Annotated in this window: 23 protein-coding genes and 1 riboswitch; of the genes, 10 read left to right on the forward strand and 13 right to left on the reverse strand. The window is 70.3% G+C overall.

Translation table 11 applies throughout. The annotated features are described in order from the left end of the window. Positions 1-130: 130 nt before the first annotated feature. From ACZ4VI_RS08995 to def, 3 genes are all read left to right on the forward strand, one after another. Positions 131-1384 (forward strand): HD-GYP domain-containing protein, encoded by a 1254-nt coding sequence (locus ACZ4VI_RS08995; RefSeq protein ID WP_467998001.1) that lies wholly within the window; start codon positions 131-133, stop codon positions 1382-1384. A 79-nt stretch (positions 1385-1463) separates the two neighbouring features. Further along, positions 1464-2444 (forward strand): tetratricopeptide repeat protein, encoded by a 981-nt coding sequence (locus ACZ4VI_RS09000; protein WP_215065589.1) that lies wholly within the window; start codon positions 1464-1466, stop codon positions 2442-2444. Positions 2445-2514: 70 nt separating this feature from the next. After that, positions 2515-3144 (forward strand): peptide deformylase, encoded by a 630-nt coding sequence (def, locus tag ACZ4VI_RS09005; protein ID WP_467998003.1) that lies wholly within the window; start codon positions 2515-2517, stop codon positions 3142-3144. Here the strand turns inward: def and ACZ4VI_RS09010 are convergent. The 7 genes from ACZ4VI_RS09010 to ACZ4VI_RS09040 form a co-directional block, all read right to left on the reverse strand. Beyond that, positions 3120-3521: a ribosomal maturation YjgA family protein gene (locus tag ACZ4VI_RS09010; RefSeq protein ID WP_467998005.1), complete on the reverse strand. Its 402-nt coding sequence runs from the start codon at positions 3519-3521 to the stop codon at positions 3120-3122. The two genes, def and ACZ4VI_RS09010, sit on opposite strands and share 25 nt — an antisense overlap. 1 nt (position 3522) lies before the next feature. Beyond that, the gene (locus tag ACZ4VI_RS09015; RefSeq protein WP_467998007.1) at positions 3523-4539 is read right to left on the reverse strand and encodes a ribonucleotide-diphosphate reductase subunit beta; all 1017 of its coding nucleotides are present in this window, start codon (positions 4537-4539) and stop codon (positions 3523-3525) included. Then, entirely contained in the window at positions 4539-6902 is a 2364-nt protein-coding gene (locus ACZ4VI_RS09020) for a ribonucleoside-diphosphate reductase subunit alpha (RefSeq protein ID WP_467998009.1), read from the reverse strand. The genes ACZ4VI_RS09015 and ACZ4VI_RS09020 overlap by 1 nt, the downstream gene beginning before the upstream one ends. Before the next feature lie 130 nt (positions 6903-7032). Beyond that, a riboswitch (cobalamin riboswitch) is annotated at positions 7033-7161 on the reverse strand. Between the two features lie 52 nt (positions 7162-7213). Then, positions 7214-7723, reverse strand: coding sequence for a GNAT family N-acetyltransferase (locus ACZ4VI_RS09025; RefSeq protein ID WP_467998011.1), 510 nt, complete (start codon positions 7721-7723; stop codon positions 7214-7216). Positions 7724-7972: 249 nt separating this feature from the next. Further along, positions 7973-9598: a monocarboxylate uptake permease MctP gene (gene mctP / locus ACZ4VI_RS09030; protein WP_467998013.1), complete on the reverse strand. Its 1626-nt coding sequence runs from the start codon at positions 9596-9598 to the stop codon at positions 7973-7975. Continuing rightward, on the reverse strand, positions 9595-9849 hold the full coding sequence (locus ACZ4VI_RS09035; protein ID WP_467998015.1) for a DUF3311 domain-containing protein: 255 nt from the start codon (positions 9847-9849) through the stop codon (positions 9595-9597). Before ACZ4VI_RS09035 ends, mctP begins: the two co-directional genes overlap by 4 nt. A gap of 200 nt (positions 9850-10049) precedes the next feature. Then, positions 10050-10814, reverse strand: coding sequence for a GntR family transcriptional regulator (locus ACZ4VI_RS09040; RefSeq protein ID WP_467998105.1), 765 nt, complete (start codon positions 10812-10814; stop codon positions 10050-10052). Between the two features lie 283 nt (positions 10815-11097). On the opposite strand from ACZ4VI_RS09040, the gene ACZ4VI_RS09045 reads away from it, so the two are divergent. From ACZ4VI_RS09045 to ACZ4VI_RS09060, 4 genes are all read left to right on the forward strand, one after another. Next, on the forward strand, positions 11098-12390 hold the full coding sequence (locus ACZ4VI_RS09045) for an extracellular solute-binding protein (protein WP_467998017.1): 1293 nt from the start codon (positions 11098-11100) through the stop codon (positions 12388-12390). 134 nt (positions 12391-12524) lie between these two features. After that, positions 12525-13547: a carbohydrate ABC transporter permease gene (locus ACZ4VI_RS09050; protein ID WP_467998019.1), complete on the forward strand. Its 1023-nt coding sequence runs from the start codon at positions 12525-12527 to the stop codon at positions 13545-13547. A gap of 38 nt (positions 13548-13585) precedes the next feature. Then, positions 13586-14422, forward strand: a complete 837-nt coding sequence (locus ACZ4VI_RS09055) for a carbohydrate ABC transporter permease (protein WP_467998107.1) — start codon at positions 13586-13588, stop codon at positions 14420-14422. 9 nt (positions 14423-14431) lie between these two features. Further along, positions 14432-15949, forward strand: coding sequence for a glycoside hydrolase family 3 protein (locus tag ACZ4VI_RS09060; RefSeq protein WP_467998021.1), 1518 nt, complete (start codon positions 14432-14434; stop codon positions 15947-15949). Positions 15950-16010: 61 nt separating this feature from the next. Here ACZ4VI_RS09060 and nagB read toward each other — a convergent pair whose 3' ends face one another. Then, positions 16011-16796 (reverse strand): glucosamine-6-phosphate deaminase, encoded by a 786-nt coding sequence (gene nagB, locus ACZ4VI_RS09065; RefSeq protein ID WP_467998023.1) that lies wholly within the window; start codon positions 16794-16796, stop codon positions 16011-16013. Between the two features lie 564 nt (positions 16797-17360). On the opposite strand from nagB, the gene ACZ4VI_RS09070 reads away from it, so the two are divergent. Continuing rightward, entirely contained in the window at positions 17361-18827 is a 1467-nt protein-coding gene (locus tag ACZ4VI_RS09070) for a sensor histidine kinase (protein WP_467998108.1), read from the forward strand. A 174-nt stretch (positions 18828-19001) separates the two neighbouring features. Here ACZ4VI_RS09070 and ACZ4VI_RS09075 read toward each other — a convergent pair whose 3' ends face one another. Continuing rightward, complete coding sequence (locus ACZ4VI_RS09075; RefSeq protein WP_003953983.1) at positions 19002-19259, reverse strand: WhiB family transcriptional regulator; 258 nt, start codon at positions 19257-19259, stop codon at positions 19002-19004. A 315-nt stretch (positions 19260-19574) separates the two neighbouring features. After that, the gene (locus tag ACZ4VI_RS09080; protein WP_467998025.1) at positions 19575-20543 is read right to left on the reverse strand and encodes a diacylglycerol/lipid kinase family protein; all 969 of its coding nucleotides are present in this window, start codon (positions 20541-20543) and stop codon (positions 19575-19577) included. Positions 20544-20634: 91 nt separating this feature from the next. Between ACZ4VI_RS09080 and ACZ4VI_RS09085 the strand changes: the two genes are divergently transcribed. Next, the gene (locus tag ACZ4VI_RS09085; protein ID WP_467998027.1) at positions 20635-21048 is read left to right on the forward strand and encodes a hypothetical protein; all 414 of its coding nucleotides are present in this window, start codon (positions 20635-20637) and stop codon (positions 21046-21048) included. A gap of 17 nt (positions 21049-21065) precedes the next feature. Here the strand turns inward: ACZ4VI_RS09085 and ACZ4VI_RS09090 are convergent, their stop codons facing one another. The 3 genes from ACZ4VI_RS09090 to ACZ4VI_RS09100 form a co-directional block, all read right to left on the reverse strand. After that, complete coding sequence (locus ACZ4VI_RS09090) at positions 21066-22070, reverse strand: RNA polymerase sigma factor SigF (protein ID WP_467998029.1); 1005 nt, start codon at positions 22068-22070, stop codon at positions 21066-21068. Further along, complete coding sequence (locus tag ACZ4VI_RS09095; RefSeq protein WP_361436509.1) at positions 22067-22480, reverse strand: ATP-binding protein; 414 nt, start codon at positions 22478-22480, stop codon at positions 22067-22069. The genes ACZ4VI_RS09090 and ACZ4VI_RS09095 overlap by 4 nt, the downstream gene beginning before the upstream one ends. 248 nt (positions 22481-22728) lie before the next feature. Next, complete coding sequence (locus ACZ4VI_RS09100; RefSeq protein WP_467998032.1) at positions 22729-22989, reverse strand: UBP-type zinc finger domain-containing protein; 261 nt, start codon at positions 22987-22989, stop codon at positions 22729-22731. Between the two features lie 46 nt (positions 22990-23035). Here ACZ4VI_RS09100 and ACZ4VI_RS09105 point away from each other — a divergent pair, with 46 nt between their 5' ends. Next, a complete protein-coding gene (locus tag ACZ4VI_RS09105) occupies positions 23036-24631 on the forward strand; it encodes a Na+/H+ antiporter (RefSeq protein ID WP_467998034.1) in 1596 nt (531 codons plus the stop codon). The last annotated feature ends 70 nt before the right edge of the window (positions 24632-24701 follow it).

Consider the following 24701-nt stretch of genomic DNA (forward strand, 5'->3'; position numbering starts at 1 on the left):
CGACCGCGGCCCGTGGCGACGGCGCGGAAGCCCCAGGGCCCGCCGAGGCCCCGGCCCCCGCCGCGCGCCCCACCGCCCCCGCCGCGCGCCCCGCCGCGCCCCACGCGCACGTCCCGCCCGGCGGGCGCGCGTGAGGCGGCGGGACGGGGGTGCGACCGTCGGGGTGGTGTACGGGGCCGCGGTCGTGCTCACCGCCGCCGGGTTCGGGGCCACGCTCTGGAACGGGGTCAGCGAGCCCGGGAACGCCCTCGCCTTCGGGGTGCTCATCGCGCTCGGCGAGCTCGCCCGCTGGGGCGCCCTGCCCGGGGAGAGGGAGCCCGCGCCGCTCGCCGTCGCCGGAGCCCTCGCGTACGCGCTGCTCGGCGAGCAGGCAGGGAGCGCGACCACCCACGGCGTCCTCCAGATAGTCGCCGTCGTCGTCGCCGGCGGGCTCGCCGGGATCGTCCCGCACATCGCCCGCGGCAAGGGCCCCGACCTCGACCACATGGCCCGCCGCATCCTCACCGTCGGCTTCGCCGCCCTCTGCTTCCAGCCGCTCTACAACTCCGGCGAGGTCGCCGACCACCTCGGCCACGGCCCCGCCTACGCCCTCTTCCTGCTCCTCCTCCTCGTCCTCACCGCCCTGTGCGACGCCGTCCTCGCCGCCCTGATGCTCCGCGCCCGCACCGGGTACCCGTACGGCCCTCTCCTCCGCGACGAGCTCCGCGCCCTCCTCGGCATAGGCTCCGCCGTCTGCGCCACCGGCACCGTCATGGCCCTCGGCGTGGCCGCCGCCGGACTCTGGGCCCTGCCCGTCTTCTGCGTGCCGCTGCTGCTCACCCAGGTCTCCTTCCGCCGGTACGCGTCCGTGCGCACCACCAACCGGCAGACCATCGCCTCGCTCGCCCGCGCCACCGAGATCGCCGGCTGCACCCCACCGGGGCACGCCCGCCGCGTCGCCGCGCTCAGCGGCGCCGTCGGCCGCGAGCTGGGCCTGTCCGGACCCGAGCTGACCGTCCTGGAGTACGCCGCCCTCATGCACGACATCGGGCAGCTCTCCCTCGTCGACCCCGTCCCCGAAGGCGCCACCGCCCTCCTCCCGGCCGAGGAACAGCGCCGGATCGCCCTCCTCGGCGGCGCGGTCGTGCGCCAGACCGGCGTCCCCGCGGCCGTCGCCGTCGTCGTGGAGCGGCAGGCCGACCCGTACCGCGAACAGCCGCTGCCCGCCCGGATCGTCCGTACCGTCAACGCCTACGACGATCTCGCCGGCGACAGCGCCGGCGGGTCGCTCACCGCACTCGAACGCCTCCGCCTCTCCACCGCCCGCGACCACCACCCCGACGTGGTGGAATCCCTCGCCAGAGTCCTGGCAAGGGGCGGCGTCACTCCCGTCCCGCCTGGGTAACCCATGGGTAATGAGCGCGCGTCCAACCGGGCATGGTTGGATGCGAACAAGAGGGTGAAGCGACCGGCAGGCGGGAATCGTGAGGATCTTCGGGAAGGTACGGCATCGGCCCTCCGCCTCGTGGCGGCAGGCCACCGACCGCGCGTTCACGCTGATCGGCGACGGCCGGTACGAGGACGCGGGCGCGCTGCTCACGCGCGCGGCGGATCTGGAGCCCTGGCTTTCGGAGTCCTGGTTCAACCTGGCGCTGCTGCACAAGTTCCGGCACGACTGGGAGCAGGCGCGAGCCGCCGGGCTCCGCGCCGTCGCGCTGCTCGACAAGGAGACCGGCGCCCCGGACTGGTGGAACGTCGGCATCGCCGCCACCGCGCTCCAGGACTGGCCGCTGGCCCGCCGCGCCTGGCAGGCGTACGGGCTGAAGGTGCCCGGGGCCTCCGCCGGGACCGGTGAGCCCGCCGGGATGGAGCTGGGCAGCGCCGCCGTCCGGCTCTCGCCGGAGGGCGAGGCCGAGGTCGTATGGGGCCGCAGGCTCGACCCGGCCCGTATCGAGGTGCTGTCCATCCCGCTGCCGTCCTCGGGCCGGCGCTGGGGCGAGGTCGTCCTGCACGACGGCGTGCCGAACGGCGAGCGCACGACCACGGCGGGCCCGTCCTACCCCGTCTTCGACGAGATCGAGCTATGGGCCCCCTCACCCGTCCCCACCTGGGTGGTCCTCCTGGAGGCCGCCACGGAGGCCGACCGGGACGCCCTCGAGCAGCTCGCCGCCGACGCCGGATTCGCCGCAGAGGACTGGTCCTCGTCGGTCCGGCTGCTCTGCCGCGCCTGCTCCGAGTCGACCATGCCCAGCGCGGAGGGCGAGGGCGAGCACCTCGACCCGCACGACCACAGCGAACCGGGCCACCCCGGCCCCCTCGGCCACCGCTCGCCCGGCGAGCTCTGGGTCCCCGAACGAGAGTGCGGGATCGCCGCCCCCGTGGGCCTGGTCCGCGGCCTCCTCGACGGCTGGGTGGCGGACAGCCCGGACAGCCGTGAGTGGCGGGATCTCGAAGAGGTCTGCTGATCAGCCCGGATCCTGCCCTTAGGCTGTACGGGACCATCGCTGGGGTTTTGAGGAAGGCGCAGAAGCGACAATGGCGCAGCAGGAGACGGACGAGCGGATCAACGACGGCTTCGTCGTCGACACGGAGGACTGCGAGGCGCGTGAGCTCGCGTACCGCGAGCGCGGCACGGTGCGCCCGATCACCGTCGTCGGCAACCCGGTGCTCCACCGGGAGTGCAAGGACGTCACGGAGTTCGACGACAAGCTCGCGGCCCTGATCGACGACATGTTCGCCAGCCAGAAGGCCGCCGAGGGCGTGGGCCTGGCCGCGAACCAGATCGGTGTCGACCTCAAGGTCTTCGTCTACGACTGCCCCGACGACGAGGGCGTCCGCCACACCGGCGTCGTCGTCAACCCGGTGCTCCAGGACCTCCCGGCCGACCGCCGCGTCCTGGACGACTCCAACGAGGGCTGCCTCTCGGTCCCGACGGCGTACGCCTCACTGGCCCGCCCGGACTACGCCGAGGTCCATGGCCAGGACGCCCAGGGCAACCCGATCAAGGTCCGCGGCACCGGCTATTTCGCCCGCTGCCTCCAGCACGAGACGGACCACCTGTACGGCTTCCTGTACATCGACAAGCTCTCCAAGCGCGACCGCAAGGACGCCCTGCGCCAGATGGAAGAGGGCACCCCGCGCTACGAGACGGTCCCGAACGACTGACCCTCGCTGCTCCGCGCACCCACGGCGCGGTGGCCGGCCCAGCCGACCGCCGCGCCGATCGCGTACCAGAACAGATCCGGCGCATTGAACGACGTACCGAGCACGAGCCGGGCCAGGGTGCTGTGCGCCGCCAACTCCGCGGGTACGCCGGTGAGTTGGAACAGCTCGACGGCGCAGCTGAAGCCGAGTGCGATCCCGGCTGCCGTGACCGGCCGCACGCGGGGTGCGAGCAGCACCACCAGGGTCAGGATCAGCACCGTATAGAGCGCGTCCCCCGCGTACTTCGCCACGATGCCCGACGCCGCGGCCCTGATCCCCAGGCCCGCGGCGACGGTGAGCAGGGCGGCGGCCGCGGCCGCCGCCCGTACGCGTATCAACTCAGAAGTCCTCGTCCAGGTCCACCGAGCCCTCGACCGCCACCTGGTAGGCGGACGGGCGGCGCTCGAAGAAGTTCGTCAGCTCCTGGACGCCCTGGAGCTCCATGAACGCGAAGGGGTTCTCGGAGCCGTACACCGGGGCGAAGCCCAGGCGCTGGAGGCGCTGGTCGGCGACGCACTGGAGGTACTCGCGCATCGACTCGGTGTTCATGCCCGGCAGGCCGTCGCCGCACAGGTCGCGGCCGAACTGCAGCTCCGCCTCGACGGCCTCCTTCAGCATGTCGGTGACCTGCTGCTTGAGCGCGTCGTCGAAGAGCTCCGGCTCCTCCTTGCGGACGGTGTCCACGACCTCGAAGGCGAAGTTCATGTGCATCGTCTCGTCGCGGAAGACCCAGTTGGTGCCCGTCGCGAGGCCGTGCAGCAGGCCGCGGGACCGGAACCAGTAGACGTAGGCGAACGCGCCGTAGAAGAACAGGCCCTCGATGCACGCCGCGAAGCAGATCAGGTTGAGGAGGAAGCGGCGGCGGTCGGCCTTCGTCTCCAGCCGGTCGATCTTCTCTACCGAGTCCATCCACTTGAAGCAGAACTGCGCCTTCTCGCGGATGGAGGGGATGTTTTCCACCGCGTCGAAGGCCGCCGCGCGGTCATCCGGGTCGGGCAGGTAGGTGTCGAGCAGCGTCAGATAGAACTGGACGTGCACGGCCTCCTCGAAGAGCTGGCGCGAGAGGTACAGCCGCGCCTCGGGGGAGTTGATGTGCTTGTACAGCGTCAGCACGAGGTTGTTCGCCACGATCGAGTCGCCCGTCGCGAAGAACGCGACCAGCCGGCCGATCATGTGCTGCTCGCCCGGGGTCAGCTTGGCGAGGTCGGCGACGTCCGAGTGGAGGTCGACCTCCTCCACCGTCCACGTGTTCTTGATCGCGTCCCGGTAGCGCTCGTAGAAGTCCGGGTACCGCATGGGGCGGAGAGTCAGCTCGAAGCCCGGGTCGAGGAGGTTCTTCTGTTCGTTGGAGCTCATTACTGGCAGGCCTCGCAGGACTCGGGGTTCTCAAGGGAGCAGGCGACCGCCTCGGGGTCGGCGGCCTGTTGGACGGGGATCGGCGTCGCGGACGCCGCGCGGGCGATCCTCGTCGCCGGGCGGGAGCGCAGGTAGTACGTCGTCTTCAGGCCCTGCTTCCAGGCGTACGCGTACATCGACGACAGCTTGCCGATCGTCGGGGTTTCGAGGAACAGGTTCAGGGACTGGCTCTGGTCCAGGAACGGCGTGCGGGCCGCCGCCATGTCGATCAGGCCGCGCTGCGGGATCTCCCACGCCGTCCGGTACAGCTCGCGGACCTCGGCCGGGACCCAGGTGAAGCCGGCCACCGAGCCGTTGGACTCGCGCAGTGCCTCGCGGGTCTGCGCGTCCCACACGCCGAGCCGCTTCAGCTCCTCCACCAGGTACGAGTTGACCTGGAGGAACTCTCCCGAGAGCGTCTCGCGCTTGAACAGGTTGGAGACCTGCGGCTCGATGCACTCGTACACGCCCGCGATCGAGGCGATCGTCGCCGTCGGCGCGATGGCGAGGAGGAGGGAGTTGCGCATGCCGGTCGACGCGATCCGCTCGCGCAGCGCCGTCCACCGCTCCGGCCAGTTCAGCTCGACGTCGTAGTGGTCGGGGTGCAGGACACCGCGCGCCGTACGGGTCTTCTCCCAGGCCGGCAGGGGGCCGTTGCGCTCGGCGAGGTCGGCGGAGGCCTCGTACGCCGCCAGCATGATCCGCTCGGCGATACGGGTGGACAGGGCGCGCGCCTCCGCCGAGTCGAAGGGCAGCTTCAGCTGGAAGAAGACGTCCTGGAGGCCCATCGCGCCCAGGCCCACCGGGCGCCAGCGGGCGTTGGAGCGGCCGGCCTGCTCGGTCGGGTAGAAGTTGATGTCCACGACCCGGTCGAGGAACGTGACGGCCGTGCGGACGGTCTCGTCCAGGCGCTCCCAGTCGATGTCGCCGTCGACGACGAATGCTCCCAGGTTCACCGAACCCAGGTTGCAGACCGCCGTCTCGCCGTCGTCCGTGACCTCCAGGATCTCCGTGCAGAGGTTGGAGGAGTGGACCGTGTGGCCCGGCTCGGCGGTCTGGTTGGCCGTGCGGTTCGAGGCGTCCTTGAACGTCATCCAGCCGTTGCCGGTCTGGGCGAGGGTCCGCATCATCCGGCCGTACAGGTCACGGGCGGGCATGGTCTTGCGGGCGAGCCCCTTCGCCTCGGCGGCGCGGTACGCGGCGTCGAACTCCTCGCCCCACAGGTCGACCAGCTCGGGCACGTCGGCCGGGGAGAAGAGCGACCACTCGGCGTCGGCGTTGACGCGGCGCATGAACTCGTCCGGGATCCAGTGCGCCAGGTTCAGGTTGTGCGTACGCCGGGCGTCCTCACCGGTGTTGTCGCGCAGCTCAAGGAACTCCTCGATGTCCGCGTGCCAGGTCTCCAGGTAGACCGCGGCCGCGCCCTTTCGCCGCCCGCCCTGGTTCACGGCCGCGACCGAGGCGTCCAGGGTCTTCAGGAACGGCACGATGCCGTTGGAGTGCCCGTTGGTGCCGCGGATCAGCGAACCGCGGGCGCGGATACGGGAGTACGAGAGCCCGATGCCGCCCGCGTGCTTCGAGAGCCGCGCGACCTGGTGGTAACGGTCGTAGATGGAGTCCAGCTCGTCGAGCGGGGAGTCGAGGAGGTAGCAGGACGACATCTGCGGGTGGCGGGTGCCGGAGTTGAAGAGCGTGGGGGAGGAGGGCAGGTAGTCCAGCCGGCTCATCAGCCCGTACAGCGCGGCGACTTCGTCCAGGGCGCGCGTGGAGTCGTCCTCGGCCAGACCGCAGGCGACGCGGAGCATGAAGTGCTGCGGCGTCTCGATCACCTTGCGGGTGATCGGGTGACGCAGCAGGTAACGGGAGTAGAGGGTGCGCAGGCCGAAGTAGCCGAAGCGGTCGTCCGCGGTGCCGTCGATGAGCGCGTCGAGCCGCTCGGCGTGCAGGGCGACGAACGCGGCGGTGCGGTCGGCGATCAGGCCCTCGCGGTGACCGACGGCGACGGACTCGGAGAAGGTGACCGAGCCCTGGGAGGCCGCCTCGTCGGCGATCGTGATCGTGAGCAGCCGGGCCGCGAGCCGGGAGTACGCGGGGTCCTCGGCGATCAGACCCGCGGCCGCCTCCGTGGCCAGTTCGCGCAGCTCCGCCTCGTCCGAACCGGCGTTGCGGCCGCGCAGCGCGGCGGCGGCGACCTTGCCGGGGTCGGTGTCGGTGAGGTCGGCGGTGAGGTCGGTCAGGGTCCGCAGGAGTACGGTCCCGGGTCCGTCGCTCTCCTTGCCGTCGCTCTCGATCACTGCGGCCGGATCGGCGGGCGCGATGGTCACGTGGGGGCTCTCCCTCGCTCGGCTCGGGGCCGGCGGGGGGAGGCGGGCGGCGGCCACACCCGTACGCAGGGGAGGGCCGCGCCACGGCCCACTCCGCGAGGCCCGGACGTCTGTGGCACCCGGAACGGAAGGACCGGGCGCGCTGTCCGCAGGTCTTCGGACTCGGCCGGTGCACAAGCACACCGAAACCACACCGTTGCGGGACAGTTCCGGATTTCCACCGGATTCCCCTGCGAGAACAGCGAGCACGAGCATACATGTGGGGGGCGCTCCTCGAAGCACCCCCCACATGTTGTGTGTCGCCCGTGCGCCTACAACTCCAGGGCGTAGCTGAGCAGAAGGAACTCCGGCTGCTCGGGGAGGGGGCTCCAGTCCCGTTCCGGGGTGCGCCGGAAGCCGAGCCGCTCGTACACGCGGTGGGCGCCGCGCATGGCGGGCTGGGTGGACAGGACGATCCGTACGCAGCCCTCGACGGCCCGCGCGCGCTCGATGCAGGCCCGTACGAGCGCCTCGCCGACGCCCCGGCCGCGGGCGGCGCGGTCGACGGCCAGCATCCGGATCTCGGCCTCGCCCTCGCGGGCGAGGTCGGCCATCGGTCCGGGCGAGGGGACGAAGGTCACGCCGCCAAGCAGCGTGCCCTCCGCGTCGACGGCCACCAGCACCTCGGCCGCCGCGGCCCGCTTGGCCACGTCCCGCAGCTCGCCCAGATACCAGTCGCCCTCGCCGAAGTGGAGCAGCTCGTCGGCGAGATACGCCTGCCCGATGATCTCCCCGAGGGCGTCGTACTCCTCGGGCCGTACCGCCCTGGTGGTGAAGTCCATGCGACGCAGTCTGCCGCGCTCAGCCGCTCGCGCCCACTCCGTTGCCGGGGGCTCCGTCGCCGACCTGGATGCGCAGCCCGTTCTCCGTACGGAAGCCGTCGACCTCCGTCACGTACACGTGCCCGGGAAGGGTCTGCAGGGCCCGGGCGCGGGCCTCAAGCTCCGCGCGGTCGGGCGGGGACGCACCGAAGAAGGCCGCCGCGCTTTCCCTGAGGAAGCGCGACGGCCTTCGGTCGTGTCCGGAGCGGCTCAGTGGGAGCCGACGCCCACCTTCGGCAGCTCGGTGGCGACGCCCTTGTCGCCCGCGTCCGCCGTGTAGTCCGACGGCGAGGTCTCGTCCACGCCCTCCGGGGCCTTGACGGCCTTCAGGACGAAGGTCAGGACGACGGTGACGAGGACGTTGATCACGAAGGCGGTGAGGCCGATGTAACCGATCTCGCCGATGCCCGGGATCTCGGCGGACGAGCCGCCGAAGTGCTTCTGGGTCGGGCTGGCCACGCCGTACGCGGCCAGCGTGCCGTAGACCATGCCGACGGCCCAGCCCGTGAGCAGCGCCCAGCGGTGGAACCAGCGGGTGAACAGGCCGCCGACCAGGGCCGGGAGGGTCTGCAGGATCCAGATGCCACCGAGCAGCTGGAAGTTGATGGCGACCGTCTTGTCCATGGTGAGGACGAAGGCCAGCGCACCGACCTTGACGAGCAGCGACACCAGCTTGGACACCTTGGTCTCCTGCTCCGGCGTGGCGTCCGGCTTCAGGAAGTCCTTGTAGATGTTGCGGGTGAAGAGGTTGGCGGCGGCGATCGACATGATCGCGGCCGGCACCAGCGCGCCGATGCCGATGGCGGCGAAGGCGACGCCCGCGAACCAGTCCGGGAACATGTTCTCGAACAGCTGCGGGATGGCGAGCTGACCGTTGGTCACCTTCACACCGGCGGCGATCGCCATGAAGCCGAGCAGCGCGAGCAGGCCCAGCATCAGCGAGTACAGCGGCAGGATCGTGGTGTTGCGGCGGATCACGTCACGGCTGCGCGAGGAGAGCGTCGCCGTGATCGAGTGCGGGTACATGAAGAGCGCGAGCGCCGAGCCGAGCGCGAGCGTCGCGTAGCCCCACTGGCCCATCTCGCCCGGCACCAGCGCGCCGCGCGGCTTCTCGGTCGCCGGGTTGATCGTCGCGTACGCCTCGCCGGCCTTGGTGAAGATCTCGTCGAAGCCGCCCAGCTTGATCGGGATGTAGATGATCGCCACCGCGATGACGATGTAGATCAGGGTGTCCTTGACGAAGGCGATGAGCGCCGGGGCGCGCAGACCCGAGGAGTAGGTGTACGCCGCGAGGACACCGAAGGCGATGAGCAGCGGCAGGTCCTTGACGAACCAGTGCGTGTTCTCGCCGCCGCCCACGCCCATCACGTCCAGGACCGCCTGGATGCCGACGAGCTGGAGCGCGATGTACGGCATGGTCGCGAGGATGCCGGTGACGGCGACCGCCAGCGACAGGCCCTTGGAACCCCAGCGTCCGCGCACGAAGTCCGAGGTGGTGACGTACCCGTGCTTGTGCGACACCGACCAGAGGCGGGGCAGGAAGGTGAAGATCAGCGGGTAGACGAGGATCGTGTACGGCACGGCGAAGAAGCCGGCCGCGCCCGCCGCGTAGATCGCCGCCGGGACGGCGACGAAGGTGTACGCGGTGTAGAGGTCGCCGCCCAGCAGGAACCAGGTCACCCAGGTGCCGAACGACCGTCCGCCCAGGCCCCATTCGTCGAGGCTGTGCTCGTTCTCGGCCCTGCGCCAGCGCGAGGCGAGGAAGCCCATGACCGTGACGGCCAGGAAGAAGAAGATGAAGACGGCGAGTGCGACGCCGTTCACGCCGTCCTTCACTTCGACGCACCTCCCTTGCGGGCGCGCTGGTCACGCTGCCACAGCTTGAACGCGATCATGGTCAGCGCGGTCGAGATGAGCACCCACGCCATCTGGTACCAGTAGAAGAACGGGATGCCGATGAACATCGGTTCGACCTTCGCGTACGAGCTCACCCAGAGCATCGCCACGAACGGCGCGAACAGACAGAGCGCCACCACCACCCGAACCGGGGTGATGACCGGTTCCTTCTTTTGTGTCACTTCCGACATACGGCGACTCCGTCCCCTCGCGAACACCCTTGATCAGCTGTGCAATGCGGAGGAAATCTAGGGGACCGTTTCACTCTATGGAACCCCCGTCCGAATAGCGGACGGATCACCTTCCGGGTACGACAGCGCCCCGACACTCCTCACGGAGATATCGGGGCGCTGGTTCAGCGTATGAGCGATCTTTTTCAGCCGTTGGGCCGCTAGCCGTTGGGCCTCTGCAGCCGCGCCACGAACTTGTACCGGTCGCCGCGGTACACCGAGCGCACCCACTCGACGGGCTCGCCCTGCGCGTCCAGCGAGTGGCGGGAGAGCATCAGCATCGGCAGGCCCACGTCCGTACCGAGCAGGCCGGCCTCGCGCGGGGTGGCGAGCGAGGTCTCGATGGTCTCCTCGGCCTCGGCCAGGTGCACGTCGTACACCTCGGCGAGCGCGGTGTAGAGCGAGGTGTACTTCACCAGGGAGCGGCGCAGCGCCGGGAAGCGTTTGGCCGACAGGTGCGTGGTCTCGATCGCCATCGGCTCACCGCTCGCGAGCCGCAGCCGCTCGATCCGCAGCACGCGCCCGCCGGGCGAGATGTCGAGCAGCCCGGCGAGGGTGTCGTCGGCCGTCACGTACCCGATGTCGAGCAGCTGGGAAGTGGGCTCCAGGCCCTGGGCCCGCATGTCCTCGGTGTACGAGGTGAGCTGGAGCGCCTGGGAGACCTTGGGCTTGGCCACGAACGTGCCCTTGCCCTGGATCCGCTCGAGCCGGCCCTCGACGACCAGCTCCTGCAGGGCCTGGCGCACGGTGGTGCGCGAGGTGTCGAACTCGGCGGCGAGGGTGCGCTCGGGCGGGACGGGGGTGCCGGGCGGCAGGGTCTCCGTCATGTCGAGCAAGTGTCGCTTCAGTCGGTAGTACTTGGGCACGCGCGCGGTGCGGGTGGCGACCCCGCTTTCTTGCTCCGTATTGCCCGCGTCCGTGGCCATGGCCTGCCTTCCCGACTCCTGTGCTGCTGCCGTCACCGGCTCCTCCGTCTGTCGCGGCTCACATGGTGGCACGGACCGGTCACGGGTCGTCGCCCTCCCTCAGGTGTCGGTCCGATAACGGACGCGACTGCCCTTCTTATACACCCTTGACACCCCTAAAGGTCTAGGCCAAGCTCCCGGTACTGGTCTAAACCATTAAAGACCAGGTCCCAGCCCCACGAGCACTACTCGACGTATGTCTTCGCGCGGTGGGGGGGTTGCAGGCATCCCTGAGGAGGGTGGCGTGAAGCGCAAGCTCATCGCGGCGATCGGCGTCGCGGGCATCATGGTCGGTATCGCCGCGTGTGGTTCGGAGGACGGCGGCGACAAGGGTGGCAAGACGGACGCGTCGGGCAACAAGACGCTGACCGTCTGGGTCATGGACGGGTCGGCCCCCGACGCCTGGATGGCGGAGGTCAACAAGGCGTTCGAGGCCAAGCACCCCGGCGTCAAGGTCAAGGTCGAGAAGCAGCAGTGGAACGGCATCCAGGAGAAGATCACCACCGCCCTCTCCGAGGACACCCCGCCGGACGTCCTTGAGCTCGGCAACACCCAGACCGCCGGCTTCGCGGTCACCGGCGGCCTCGCGGACCTGACCGGCGACAAGGCCAAGCTCGGCTACGACGCCTGGAACAAGGGCATGCTCGCCTCCACCGAGCTGGACGGCAAGCTCTACTCCACCCCCTGGTACGCCGCCAACCGCGTCGTCGTCTACGACAAGGCCGCCTTCAAGAAGGCCGGCGTCTCCGCCCCGAAGACCCGCGACGAGTGGATCGACGGCCTGAAGAAGCTCAAGGCCTCCGACCCGAAGACGCAGCCGATCTACCTGCCCGGCCAGAGCTGGTACGTCTACGCCGGCTTCGTCTGGGACGAGGGCAGCGACCTCGCGGTCAAGGACGGCGACAAGTGGAAGGGCAACCTGTCCTCCCCCGAGGCCGTCAACGCCATGAACTTCTACAAGGAGCTCGCGTCGTACTCGACCGCTCCGAAGGACAAGGACGAGGCGACCCCGCAGCAGTCCACCGACATCATCCCCAAGGGCGGGGTGGCGTCCTGGATCGGCCTCGGCTGGGAGGCCGGCGGCGCGATCGAGGCCATGAAGAAGGCCGGCAAGACCGCCGACTTCGGCTACTTCCCGATCCCGGGCAAGACCGCCGACAAGCCGGGCTCCGTCTTCCTCGGCGGCTCCAACCTCGCCGTCGCCGAGCGCTCCGCCAACAAGGAGCTCGCCACGGAGTGGCTGGCCCTGGCCGCCGGCAAGGACTTCATGACGAAGTACGCCACCGCCACCGAGGGCGCGCTGCTCCCGAACACCGACGCCGCGCAGTTCAAGCCGGCCGCGGGCTCCTTCGCCGAGGCCATGGCCCTCGCCGCGGCCTCCGGCAAGATCACCCCGGTGACCCCGGGCTGGGCGAACGTCGAGACCGCTCCGAACCCGATCAAGGACTACATGACCAAGGTCCTGAACGGCGAGGACCCGAAGAAGGCCGGCGAGGCCGCCGACAAGGTCATCGACGAGCGCATCAACAAGCAGTAAGCCGTAGCCACCCGGTGGTGCGGACGGTCTCGCACCGGCCGCACCACCGGGTCATTGCAGTGATCTGCGGCCCGCGCCGAAGCGGGCCGCGCCCCGGTGGGCGCGGGAGCCCCAGAACCGCGAGGAATAAGACCATGACCGTGGACTCCCCGGGGGCGGCCACCGCCGTTCCCCAGGACGCGCCCGGGAGGGCGGCAGGGACGTCGAAGACTCCGCCACCCCCTTCCGGCTCGAAGGAAGTCCTCCAGCCTCCACGCGGCAGACGCTCCCTGCCCGGTGGGCTGCTGCCGTACCTGCTGATCGCGCCCGCCCTGCTGTCCATGGCGGCGCTGCTGCTCTACCCGCTGATCCGCAATGTGATCCTCTCCTTCCAGCAGCTCGACCGGAAGGAGTTCATCACCCGCGAGACGGTCTGGATCGGCTTCGAGAACTACACCGAACTCCTCGGTGACCCCGACTTCTGGACCGTCGTCGTCCGAAGCCTCCTCTTCACCGCCGCCAACGTCGTCCTGATCATGGCGATCGGCACCGGCATAGGCCTCCTGCTCAACCGCCTCGGCAAGAAGATGCGGCTGGTGCTCTCGCTGGCGCTCATGCTCGCCTGGGCCATGCCGATCATCGCCTCGGTCACCGTCTTCCGGTGGCTCTTCGACGAGCAGTTCGGCGTGATCAACTGGATCATGCGGACGCTCGGCTTCGACGGCTACGAGCAGCACAACTGGTTCGAGTCCGGCTTCTCCGCCCTCGTCATCATCGGGGTCCTGATCGTCTGGGGCTCCATCCCCTTCGTCGCCCTCAACATGTATGCCGGTCTGACCACCGTCGGATCGGAGCTGTACGAGGCCGCCAAGATGGACGGCGCGAACGGCTGGCGCACCTTCTGGGCCGTGGTCTTCCCGAACCTCAGGCCCTTCTTCATGATCACCACGTTCCTGGAGATCATCTGGGTCTTCAAGGCCTTCGCCCAGGTCTACGCCATGAACGCGGGCGGTCCCGACCGAGGCTCCGAGACCCTCCCCGTCTACGCCTACATCGAGGGCGTGGGGCAGTTCCACTACGGACTCGCGGCGGCCATCTCCGTCCTGACGATCGTGATGCTCATCGCGGTCATGTCCTTCTACTTCCGCCTGATCCTGAAGCAGGAGGAGGAGCAGTGAGCAGCAGCAGCACCACCGCCACCCAGCCCCCGCAGAAGCTGCGCACCAGGAAGCCCCTCCGGGCCGGCGCGGTCGTCAAGAACCTCAGCGCCCTCGTCCTCGCCGTGGTCTTCGTCTTCCCGGTCTACTGGATGTTCTCGTCCTCGCTGAAGCCGCAGCACCAGATCCTCACCAAGGACCCGGTCTTCGTCTTCACCCCGACGTTCCAGAACTACTCGACCGCGACCGGCGTCGACCTGTTCTGGACGTACGTCACGAACAGCCTGGCCGTCACCGTCGGCGCGGTGCTGCTCGCCCTGATCGTCGCCCTCGCCGCGAGCTTCGCGATCGCCCGGATGAAGTTCAGGGGCCGCAAGGGAATCGTCCTCGTCGTGATGATGGCTCAGATGGCCCCCTGGGAGGTCATGGTCATCGCGATGTACATGATCGCCCGCGAGAACGACATGCTGAACAGCATCCCGCTGCTCACCCTCGTCTACTTCGTCATGGTGCTGCCCTTCACGATCTGGACGCTCCGCGGCTTCATCGCCGCCGTCCCGGTCGAACTGGAGGAGGCCGCCCAGATCGACGGCTGCACCCGCGGCCAGGCCTTCCGCAAGGTGATCTTCCCGCTCCTCGCCCCGGGCCTGATGTCCACCTCGCTCTTCGGATTCATCACGGCGTGGAACGAGTTCGCGATGATCCTGATGCTCAACAAGGACAAGGAGTCGCAGACCCTGACGCTCTGGCTGACCCAGTTCCAGACCGCGTTCGGCAGCGACTGGGGCGCCACCATGGCCGCCTCCACGCTCTTCGCCCTCCCCGTGCTCATCGTGTTCCTCTTCCTCCAGCGCAAGGCCGTCGGCGGCATGACCGCCGGCGCGGTGAAGGGATAACGCCGCCCCATGACCACACTCGCAACCGCCACGGACACCCTGACCCGTGACGCGCTCACGGTTCTCCAGCCCGGCTTCCTCGGCACCACCGCGCCGGACTGGCTGCTCCGCAGGATCGGCGAGGGCCTCTCCTCCGTCGGACTGTTCGGCCGGAACATCGCCTCCCCCGAGCAGCTCGCCGCGCTCACCGCGCAGCTGCGGGCGGAGCGGGACGACGTCCTGGTCGCCATCGACGAGGAGGGCGGGGACGTCACGCGCCTGGAGGTCCGGCAGGGCTCCTCCTTCCCCGGCAACCACGCCCTCGGCGCGGTCGACGACGTGGACCTCACCCGGGCCGTCGCCGAGGAGCTCGGCCGCCGGCTCGCCGCCTGCGGGGTCGACCTCAACTGGGCCCCCTCGGCCGACGTGAACTCCAACGCCGACAACCCGGTCATCGGCGTCCGGTCCTTCGGAGCCGGCCCCGACCTGGTCGCCCGGCACACCGTCGCCTACGTCCAGGGCCTCCAGGCCGCCGGCGTCGCCGCCTGCACCAAGCACTTCCCCGGACACGGCGACACCAACGTGGACTCGCACCACGCGCTGCCCCGGATCGATGTGGACCTCGCCACACTGCACGCCCGTGAGCTGGTACCTTTCCGCGCCGCGATCGCCGCGGGTACCAAAGCAGTCATGAGCGCGCATATCCTGCTCTCCGCGCTCGACCCCGACCGTCCGGCCACCCTGAGCCCGCAGATCCTGACCGGTCTGCTGCGCCAGGAGCTGGGCTTCGAGGGGCTGATCGTCACCGACGGCATGGAGATGCAGGCCATCGCGTCGACGTACGGCATCGAGCGGGGATCCGTCCTCGCGATCGCCGCGGGCGCCGACGCCATCTGCGTCGGCGGCGGGCTGGCCGACGAGGACACCGTACTGCGACTGCGCGACGCGCTGGTCGGAGCGGTACGGACCGGTGAACTGCCCGAGGAGCGGCTGGCCGACGCCGCGGCGCGTGTACGCGCCCTGGCGGCCTGGACCCAGTCGCACCGGGCCAGGGGGGCTGGAACGGGGCCGGGCGCGGCGGTGCAGGAGGGGACCGCGCCCGGCACCGACATCGGACTCGTCGCGGCCCGCCGGGCCCTGACGCTCACCCCGGGGGAGCGGCCGTACACCCCGCTGACCGGCGCGCCCTACGTGGCCGCCTTCACCCCGGTCGCCAACATCGCCGTGGGCGACGAGACGCCCTGGGGCGTGGCGGCCGAGCTGGAGCGGCTGCTGCCCGGCACCGAGACCGGCGCGTACGAGAAGCCGTCGGTGAACGCCGTGCTCGCCGCCGCGGGGGAGCGGCGGATCGTCGCGGTGGTACGGGACGCCCACCGGCACCCGTGGATGACCGAGGCCCTCGACGCCCTGCTCGCGGCCCGCCCGGACACCGTCGTGGTGGAGATGGGCCTGAACCAGGCCGGGCCCCGCGGCGCCCTGCACATCGCCACGCACGGCGCGGCCCGGGTCTGCGGCCGCGCGGCGGCGGAGGCCATCGCCGGCGTGTGAGATCCGTACGTGGGAGGGGCCCGGCACCTGGATCAGGTGCCGGGCCCCTCCCGTATCCGTCTTAGATGCCCTGCCAGGCGGGCTTGTTGGCGAAGGTGTGGCGGAAGTAGTCCGCGAGCTTCAGCTTGGACGCGGCGGCCTCGTCCACGACGACCGTGGCGTGCGGGTGCAGCTGCAGCGCGGAAGCCGGTACGAGCGCGGCGACCGGGCCCTCGACGGTCTGGGCCACGGCGTCGGCCTTGCCCTCGCCGGTGGCGAGCAGCACCAGGTGACGGGCCTCCAGGATGGTGCCGATGCCCTGGGTGATGACGTGGTGCGGCACCTGTTCGATGTCGTTGTCGAAGAAGCGCGCGTTGTCGACGCGGGTCTGATCGGTGAGCGTCTTGATCCGCGTCCGGGAGGCGAGCGAGGAGCACGGCTCGTTGAAGCCGATGTGCCCGTCGGTCCCGATGCCGAGGATCTGGAGGTCGACCCCGCCGGCGTCGCGCAGGGCCTGGTCGTAGGCCTCGCAGGCGGCCTGGACGTCCTCGGCCGAGCCGTCGGGGCCCATGAAGGCGTCCTCGGAGAGCCCGAGCGGCTCGACGACCTGGCGCAGCACGGTGGAGCGGTACGACTCCGGGTGCCCCGTGGGGAGCCCGACGTACTCGTCCAGCTGAGCGATCCGGGCGCGCGAGGCGTCCAGGGAACCGGCCATGACCTGGGCGATCAGGGCCTCGTAGATGGGCAGCGGAGTCGAACCGGTGGCAACGCCGATCAGCGCGTCGGGCTTGCGGCGCAGGAGGCCGGCTATGCCCTCCGCGATGAGCGCTCCGCCTGCCCTGGCGTCCGGGACGATGACAACTTCCACGCTGTGCCTGCCGATCTCGTGAGGGGCTGGTGAGGGGGCTGGTGGTATAGACCAATCAAACCTCAATCTAGCAGAGCGGCGGGAGTCTGCTCAGGCCCTTCCAGCGGGCGGACAGTGCCCTTCCCCATGGTCGAACGGGAGGACCCGCGGAGCCACCGGAGCCCAGCGGGCGCATGGAATGTGAGGCCCCCTGGGGCCGAGCAGCGCGAGAAAGCGCGGGAGAGGTGAGAGGCGGGGGCACCCGCGGGCCGCGGCGCCTGACGGGACCCTCAACCCGTCCGGCACCGCAGCCCGGAGTCGCCCGGCCGAGGATGTGCGGTCCACGGCCGTTATCGGAGGTCTCGACGCAGTCAGGGCAGAGAGCGTCGATCACCTCGTCCGCCCTCCTGTGCGGGGAGAGCGGAGGTCTTCACAGGATGCTGCTCCGCCATTGTGGACTAGACCATTCTTGTCTGTCCATCCATCGGCAACCCCGTGTTCCCGGCCCATCCTCCAACACGAACGCCGCGAGATCCAGGTTCATAGCCCTCCGATTCCGCAGGTACGCTCGCTCATGTGCCCTCCATGAACGACCTCGTCCGCCAGCACACCGCTCTGAGTGAGTCCGACCTCGAGTGGCTCCACCTGCTGGTCTCGGAGTGGCAGCTGCTCTCCGACCTCTCCTTCGCCGACCTCGTTCTCTGGGTCCCCACCCTGGACGGCACCCGCTATGTGTCCGTGGCCCAGATGCGGCCCAACACCGGCCCGACCTCCTACCAGGACGACATGGTCGGCCACCTCGTCCCGCGCGGCCGCCGCCCGCTGCTCGACGCCGCCCTCGACGAGGGCCGGATCGTGCGCGAGGGCGACCCCGAGTGGCGCGAGGAGGTCCCGGTGCGGGTCGAGTCCATCCCCGTACGCCGCGAGGGCCGCGTCCTCGGCGTCATCGCCCGCAACACCAACCTGCTCACCGTGCGGACCCCGTCCCGCCTGGAGCTCACCTACCTCCAGTCCGCCTCCGACCTGGCCCAGATGATCGCCGCCGGCACCTTCCCCTTCCCCGGGGAAGCGACCGACATGGACTCCTCGCCCCGGGCCGGCGACGGACTGATCCGCCTCGACGCCGACGGCATCGTCCAGTACGCCTCGCCCAACGCCCTCTCCGCGTACCACCGCCTCGGGCTCGCGGCCGATCTCGTCGGCCAGCACCTCGGCCAGATCACCGCCGAACTCGCTCCCTCCCGCGGCCCCGTCGACGAGGCCCTGGTCAAACTGGCCTCCGGCTACGCCCCGCGCGAGGCCGAGGTCGAGGGCAGCGGCGGGGTGATCCAGCTCCGGGCGATCCCGCTCAAGCCCAAGGGCACCCGCATCGGTTCGCTCGTCCTGCTCCGCGACGTCACCGAACTGCGGCGCCGCGAGCGCGAGTTGATCACCAAGGACGCCACTATCCGGGAGATCCACCACCGGGTGAAGAACAACCTCCAGACCGTGGCCGCGCTGCTGCGCCTCCAGGCCCGCCGAATGGACTCCGACCAGGGGCGCGAGGCCCTCAACGAGGCCGTACGCAGGGTCGGTTCGATCGCCATCGTGCATGAGACGCTGTCCCAGAACCTGGACGAGCGAGTGGAGTTCGACGAGATCGCCGACCGCGTGATCGCGATGGTCGCCGAGATCTCCCCGGGCAAGGTGACCTGCCGGCGCAACGGCCGCTTCGGCATCCTCGACGCCGAGGTCGCCACCCCGCTCTCCATGGTCCTCACCGAGATCCTCCAGAACGCGCTGGAGCACGCCTTCGCGCCGGGCGAGCAGGGCACGGTCGAGGTCACGGCCGTCCGCGGCGAACCCCGGGCCGACGCTCGGCTGCTGATCACGGTCAAGGACGACGGCCGCGGTCTGCCGGAGGGCTTCGACCCGCAGCGCGCGGGCAACCTCGGCCTGCAGATCGTACGGACGCTGGTGGAGGGGGAGTTGGGCGGCACGTTCGACATGCAGCCCGGCGCGGAGCGCGGGACGAGGGTCGTCCTCGACATCCCCGTACAGTCCCAGAAGTAGCCCCGGGTCCATCGGTGGACAGCAGCGAGTCCAGCCGTTCACAGCAGCGAGCCCCGGACCGAAGGAGATCGGTCCGGGGCTCGAATGCTGTGGGTTACTGCTGCGCGCTGCGGCTCGGGGGCGGTGATTGCGTACGCGATGTACGCGCCGCTTGCCTCAGGCTTGTCAGGGTGTTCAGGCGCTGGCGTTGCGCGCCCGGTTGCGAGCGGCGCGGCGCTTCATCGCACGGCGCTCGTCCTCGCTGAGGCCACCCCAGACGCCGGAGTCCTGGCCGGACTCGAGCGCCCACTGCAGGCACTGCTCCATGACGGGGCAGCGGCGGCAGACGGCCTTGGCTTCCTCGATCTGCAGCAGCGCAGGACCGGTGTTGCCGATGGGGAAGAACAGCTCGGGGTCTTCCTCACGACAAACGGCGTTGTGACGCCAGTCCATGGCTGCTACCTCTCTTGGTTACGTGCGGGTTGCTTGTGAATGTGAACGCTTTCACGAATCCCCCCGTAAGTGAAGGGCCGACTGCCAGATGAACTGGTGTGGTCCTTGGACTGAGGAGGGGTTCTGGCTCTCAGTGGAGGCCGGTCTTGCGGGCCGTCCCGATCGCCAAGAAGAGACTCCCAAACCCCGGCACGGGATACAACCCCTTCCGGAAAGTTTTTTTTGATTCCTCGGTGTCGGCTAGGTCACAGCCGTACTTCTATGGGGTGGATGGCAGCCTAAACGTTCGAGTGAAAGGACTTTCGGCCCTTCCACTCACACAATCACACGCAGTGCACGGCGTACGCCTGTGAACGTCACGCTCGTACGCAGTCCGAGGTGGTCTCCGTCCATCTGGAGCGGGAGCGGAACCTTCGAATGCAAGGTGAAGTCGGTCAGGTCGTGCAGAGACAGGGCGTGCTTGCCCTTCGGGCCGCGCTCCGGCGTGGAGGTGAGCAGCTGGGTGGCGTAGCGGGCCACCGCGGGGGTCGAGAGCCGGCTCAGTCCGAGGACGTCGAGGGCCGTCTCGAACGAGGCCTCCGGAGACGCGTACACCGGACGATTGCCCAGGTAGGTCCAGGGAGAGGTGTTGCAGATTATGGACAGGACCAGGTCCTCGACCGGGGCCTCGCCCGGGCGCTCCAGGGTGATCGTGCCGTGCCGGCGGTTCGGCTCGTCCAGGAACTGGCGGACCACCTGCCGGAGGTAGAGCGCGTGTGTGGATCTCTTGCCGCGCTCCCGCTGCTGTTCGACTCGCCCGATGACACTGGCGTCGAAACCGAACCCGGCGCAGAACGTGAACCAGCGGGCCGGGACGGCCTCGTCCTCCGTCCCCGGCGTGCCGGACGCGAGCCCGAGGCTCACTGTGCGTGCACGGCGCTCACGGAGCGCGTCGAGCAGCGCGCCCGTCGCCTCGACGGCGTCGTTGGGCAGTCCGAGCGCGCGGGCGAAGACATTGGTGGAGCCGCCGGGGACGACCGCGAGACCCGGAAGCCGGTCCGGATCCGGCCCGCCGTGGAGGAGTCCGTTGACGACCTCGTTCACCGTCCCGTCACCGCCGAGGGCGACGACCAGCTCGATGTCCTCGGACTCGGCGGCCCGGCGGCCGAGGTCGCGGGCGTGCCCGCGGTACTCGGTGGTGACGGCCTCCAGCTTCATCTCGCTCGCGAGGGCGTGGATGAGGACGTCACGCGTGCGGGCACTGGTGGTGGTGGCTGCCGGATTGACCACAAGAAGTGCGCGCATGGCCGCCAGCGTACCTACCCGGCGGTACCGGAGCCCAGTCGCGGCCACCTGCCGGACAGCCCAGGAAGCGGCCCCGGCTACCCTGCCTCGTATGAGCAGTACGGAGCAGACTCCCCGCCCCGCCCGGTTGACCGCGGCGGCCGCGGTGGCCGGAATCGAAGCCCTCGCGCTGATGATCGGGGGCGTGTACGTGCTCGTGAGCGCGCTCACCGGCGACCCCGACGGCCTGACGCAAGCCCTCATGGGCGGGGCGACCCTGATCGCGCTCGGACTCATCCCGGGGGCGGCGGCACGCGGACTGCTGCTGCGCCGCTCCTGGAGCCGAGGGCCGGCGATCATCACCCAGATCCTGGCCCTGCCGGTCGCCTGGCAGCTCCTCCAGGCGAACAGCGCCATGATCCCGGCCGGTATCGCCCTCGGCGTCCTCGCCGTCACCGGGCTGGTGCTCCTGGTGAACCCCGCGACGACCGAGGCCCTGGGCATCGGCCGCCGCGGCGAGGCGTAACGGCTTCTCCTCCTCGACTACTCCTCGACGAGTAGCTTCTCCCGAAGCTGGGCCAGCGTGCGGGCCAGCAGGCGGGAGACGTGCATCTGCGAGATGCCGACCTCCTGCGCGATCTGCGACTGGGTCATGTTGCCGAAGAACCGCAGCAGCAGGATCCGCTTCTCCCGGGGCGGCAGGTCCTCGAGCAGCGGCTTGAGCGACTCCCGGTACTCGACCCCCTCCAGGGCCTCGTCCTCCGCACCGAGCGTGTCCGCGACCGCCGGGGACTCGTCGTCCGTGTCCGGCACGTCCAGGGAGAGCGTCGAGTAGGCGTTCGCCGACTCCAGGCCCTCCAGGACCTCCTCCTCGGAGATCCCGAGCCGCTCCGCGAGCTCGTGGACCGTCGGGGAGCGGCCGTGCAGCTGGGACAGCTCTGCCGTCGCCGTCGTCAGCGAGAGCCGCAGCTCCTGGAGCCGACGCGGCACGCGCACCGCCCAGCCCTTGTCCCGGAAGTGCCGCTTGATCTCGCCCACGACCGTCGGCGTCGCGTACGTGGAGAACTCGACGCCCCGCTCCGGGTCGAAGCGGTCCACCGACTTGATCAGACCGATCGTCGCGACCTGCGTCAGGTCGTCGAGCGGCTCGCCCCGGTTACGGAACCGCCGGGCCAGGTGCTCGACCAGCGGGAGGTGCATCCGCACCAGCTGATTGCGCAGCTCCGCCTTCTCCGGAGACCCCTCCGGGAGCTTGCGCAGCTCGACGAAGAGCGCGCGCGCCCCGCTCCGGTCGTGCGGATCCGGAGTCTCCCGCGGCTCGGAACCCCCGGAAGGCCCGGACTCCCCGGCCAGCCGGTGGACCTCCGAACCCTGGTCCTTCGGGGACTCCTCGGGCTCCAGGGCATCCTCGGCTCCCTCGGGGACCTTGCTGTGCTGCTCGTGCTCGCTCATCTGGACCGCCTGCTCCGTAGCGACCTCGACCTCGACCTCCGGATGCGGCCGCGCCTGCTGCTCAGGGATGCCGGCCGTCGCGTCCCCGCTCCTCACGCCGGGCCTGGCCCCGCGCCGCGCTGTTTGTACAGGCTGATGGAGACCGTCTTGTCGTCCGCGACGGACGACTCGACCTTCCCGGCCAGCGCGGAGAGCACCGTCCAGGCGAAGGTGTCCCGTTCCGGTGCCCGCCCGTCCGTCGTCGGCGCCGACACGGTCACGTCGAGCGAGTCGTCGACCAGGCGGAAGACACAGCTGAGGACGGACCCCGGCACGGCCTGCTGGAGCAGGATGGCGCACGCCTCGTCGACCGCGATCCGCAAGTCCTCGATCTCGTCGAGGGTGAAGTCCAAGCGTGCCGCGAGGCCGGCCGTGGCCGTACGCAGCACGGACAGGTAGGCACCCGCAGCGGGCAGCCGGACTTCCACGAAGTCCTGGGACCCGGGCTCGCCTGCGATCTGGGACACCCTCACCTCCAAGGTGGCACAAGCTCATTCGGGGCCCGGGGGAGAAAGCCCCCCGAACCGGGCGGTGCGCAGTCGGTTGCGCGATCCGCGGTGACGCTATCGCGATCCATGCTGCCCTGTCGCCGTGGGTCCCGGTCGGGACCCCGCCCCCGTCTGTCACTCATGGTAAGGCCATGAGTACGGACAGTGGCTAGGGGTCTGCGGGTCCCAATTGCGAGCGGTCAGCGGAGGATTGTCGTACCCAGCCGTCAGACGATCGAACCGTCCACGAAGCACCACCGCCAGCGCTCGTTCGGTTCGAAGGTCCGCATCACCGGGTGGCCGGTGGTCGAGAAGTGCCCGGTGGCGTGCCGCCCCGACGAGGAGTCGCAGCATCCCACGTGACCACAGCTGAGACAGAGCCGCAGTTGGACGGGGTGGGTGCCGTCCGCCAGGCACTCGGGGCAGGTGTCGGTCACCGGCGCCGGTTCGGGGCGCGGCATTTCGGCAACGTGCAGGCACTCGCTCATGATGGCCAGGTTACGTGGTCGGACGAGCCGGGGACGGGGCCGAAGGATGGACGCACTGCAGCTGGTCGGGCTGGTCGCGGCGAGCGCCGCGGTGGCGGGCCTGGCCCGCAGGACTCCGGTGCCGGCGCCGCTGCTCCTGGTGGCCGTCGGCCTCGCCGCCGCGTACGTCCCCGGCGTCCCGGACTACACCCTCGACCCGCACATCGTCCTGCCGCTCATCCTGCCCCCGCTCCTCTACACGGCGGCGGTGGACTCCTCGTACCTCGATCTGCGGGCCAACATCCGGCCCGTCGCGCTGCTGTCGGTCGGGTACGTCCTCTTCGCCACCGTGGCGGTCGGCTGGCTCGCGTACGTCCTCGTCCCGGACCTGCCGCTGACCGCGGCGCTCGTGCTCGGCGCGGTGGTCGCGCCGCCGGACGCTGTCGCGGCGACGGCGATCGCCCGCAGGCTGGGGCTGCCGAACCGGATCACCACCATCCTCCAGGGCGAGTCCCTGGTGAACGATGCCACCGCGATCACGGCCTTCAAGGTGGCGCTCGCCGCGGCGGTCGGGGAGGGCATCGGCTGGGCGGGCGGCCTCGGCGAGTTCGCGCTCGCGGCGATCGGCGGGATCGGCGTCGGCCTCGTCCTGATGGTCCCCATCCACTGGCTGCGCCTCCGGCTCGGCGAGGCCCTGCTCCAGAACACCCTCTCGCTCCTCATCCCCTTCGCCGCCTACGCGGCGGCGGAGGAGGTCGGCGCCTCCGGAGTCCTCGCCGTGGTCGTCGTCGGCCTCTTCCTCGGGCACCGCAACTGGCAGGTGGACTTCGCGACCCGCCTCCAGGAGGCGGCCGTGTGGAGGATGGTCGCCTTCATCCTGGAGTCCGCCGTCTTCGCCCTGATCGGACTGCAGCTGCCGTACGTCGTCCAGGGCCTCGGGCGGTACGGGATCGGCGAGGCGGTCTGGTACGCCGTGGGGGTCTTCGTGGCCGTGGTCGTCGTGCGCTTCGTCTGGGTCTACCCGGCCACCTTCCTGCCGCGCTGGATGTCGCAGCGGATCAGGGAACGGGAGCCGGGGGTGGACTGGAAGGCGCCGCTGATCGTCGGCTGGGCCGGTATGCGGGGTGTGGTCTCCCTCGCCATCGCCTTCTCGATCCCGGTGATGACGGACGGGGTGGAGTTCCCCGCCCGCAACCTCGTCCTCTTCCTCACCTTCACCACGGTGATCGGGACGCTGGTGGTCCAGGGCCTCACCCTGCCGCCGCTGATCCGGCTCCTGAACCTCCCCGGCCGCGACGCGTACCAGGAGACCCTGGCGGAGGCCCAGGCCCAGAGCGAGGCGTCCCGGGCCGCGGAGCAGCGCCTCGACGCCCTCCTGAGCGACGAGCGCAACACCCTGCCCCAGCCCCTGGCCGACCGCCTCCGCACGGTCCTCGAACGGCGCCGCAACGCAGTGTGGGAGCGCCTCGGCGCGGTCAACGCGATCACGGGCGAGACGGCCGACGACACCTACCGCCGCCTCGCCCGCGAAATGATCGAAGCCGAACGCGAGGTCTTCGTCCGCCTCCGCGACGCCCGCCGCATCGACGACGAAATGCTCCGCACCCTGCTCCGCCGCCTCGACCTGGAGGAAGCGGCGGCCTACCGCGAGGAGACGGGCTGAGGCCGGCGGGCGGGCACGCGCGCGTGCGCTAGGTCGGGGGCAGGCGACCGCGTCCGTGGTGTGGGGCTCC

This window comes from Streptomyces sp. NPDC029169 (assembly GCF_055563935.1).

Excerpts from the sequence above, each read along its gene's own strand:
- def (WP_467998003.1), top strand. The coding sequence starts at position 2,515 with ATGGCGCAGCAGGAGACGGACGAGCGGATCAACGACGGCTTCGTCGTC.
- ACZ4VI_RS09015 (WP_467998007.1), bottom strand. The coding sequence starts at position 4,539 with ATGAGCTCCAACGAACAGAAGAACCTCCTCGACCCGGGCTTCGAGCTG.
- ACZ4VI_RS09025 (WP_467998011.1), bottom strand. The coding sequence starts at position 7,723 with ATGGACTTCACCACCAGGGCGGTACGGCCCGAGGAGTACGACGCCCTC.
- ACZ4VI_RS09035 (WP_467998015.1), bottom strand. The coding sequence starts at position 9,849 with ATGTCGGAAGTGACACAAAAGAAGGAACCGGTCATCACCCCGGTTCGG.
- ACZ4VI_RS09040 (WP_467998105.1), bottom strand. The coding sequence starts at position 10,814 with ATGGCCACGGACGCGGGCAATACGGAGCAAGAAAGCGGGGTCGCCACC.
- ACZ4VI_RS09050 (WP_467998019.1), top strand. The coding sequence starts at position 12,525 with ATGACCGTGGACTCCCCGGGGGCGGCCACCGCCGTTCCCCAGGACGCG.
- ACZ4VI_RS09060 (WP_467998021.1), top strand. The coding sequence starts at position 14,432 with ATGACCACACTCGCAACCGCCACGGACACCCTGACCCGTGACGCGCTC.
- ACZ4VI_RS09070 (WP_467998108.1), top strand. The coding sequence starts at position 17,361 with ATGAACGACCTCGTCCGCCAGCACACCGCTCTGAGTGAGTCCGACCTC.
- ACZ4VI_RS09075 (WP_003953983.1), bottom strand. The coding sequence starts at position 19,259 with ATGGACTGGCGTCACAACGCCGTTTGTCGTGAGGAAGACCCCGAGCTG.
- ACZ4VI_RS09080 (WP_467998025.1), bottom strand. The coding sequence starts at position 20,543 with ATGCGCGCACTTCTTGTGGTCAATCCGGCAGCCACCACCACCAGTGCC.
- ACZ4VI_RS09085 (WP_467998027.1), top strand. The coding sequence starts at position 20,635 with ATGAGCAGTACGGAGCAGACTCCCCGCCCCGCCCGGTTGACCGCGGCG.
- ACZ4VI_RS09100 (WP_467998032.1), bottom strand. The coding sequence starts at position 22,989 with ATGAGCGAGTGCCTGCACGTTGCCGAAATGCCGCGCCCCGAACCGGCG.
- ACZ4VI_RS09105 (WP_467998034.1), top strand. The coding sequence starts at position 23,036 with ATGGACGCACTGCAGCTGGTCGGGCTGGTCGCGGCGAGCGCCGCGGTG.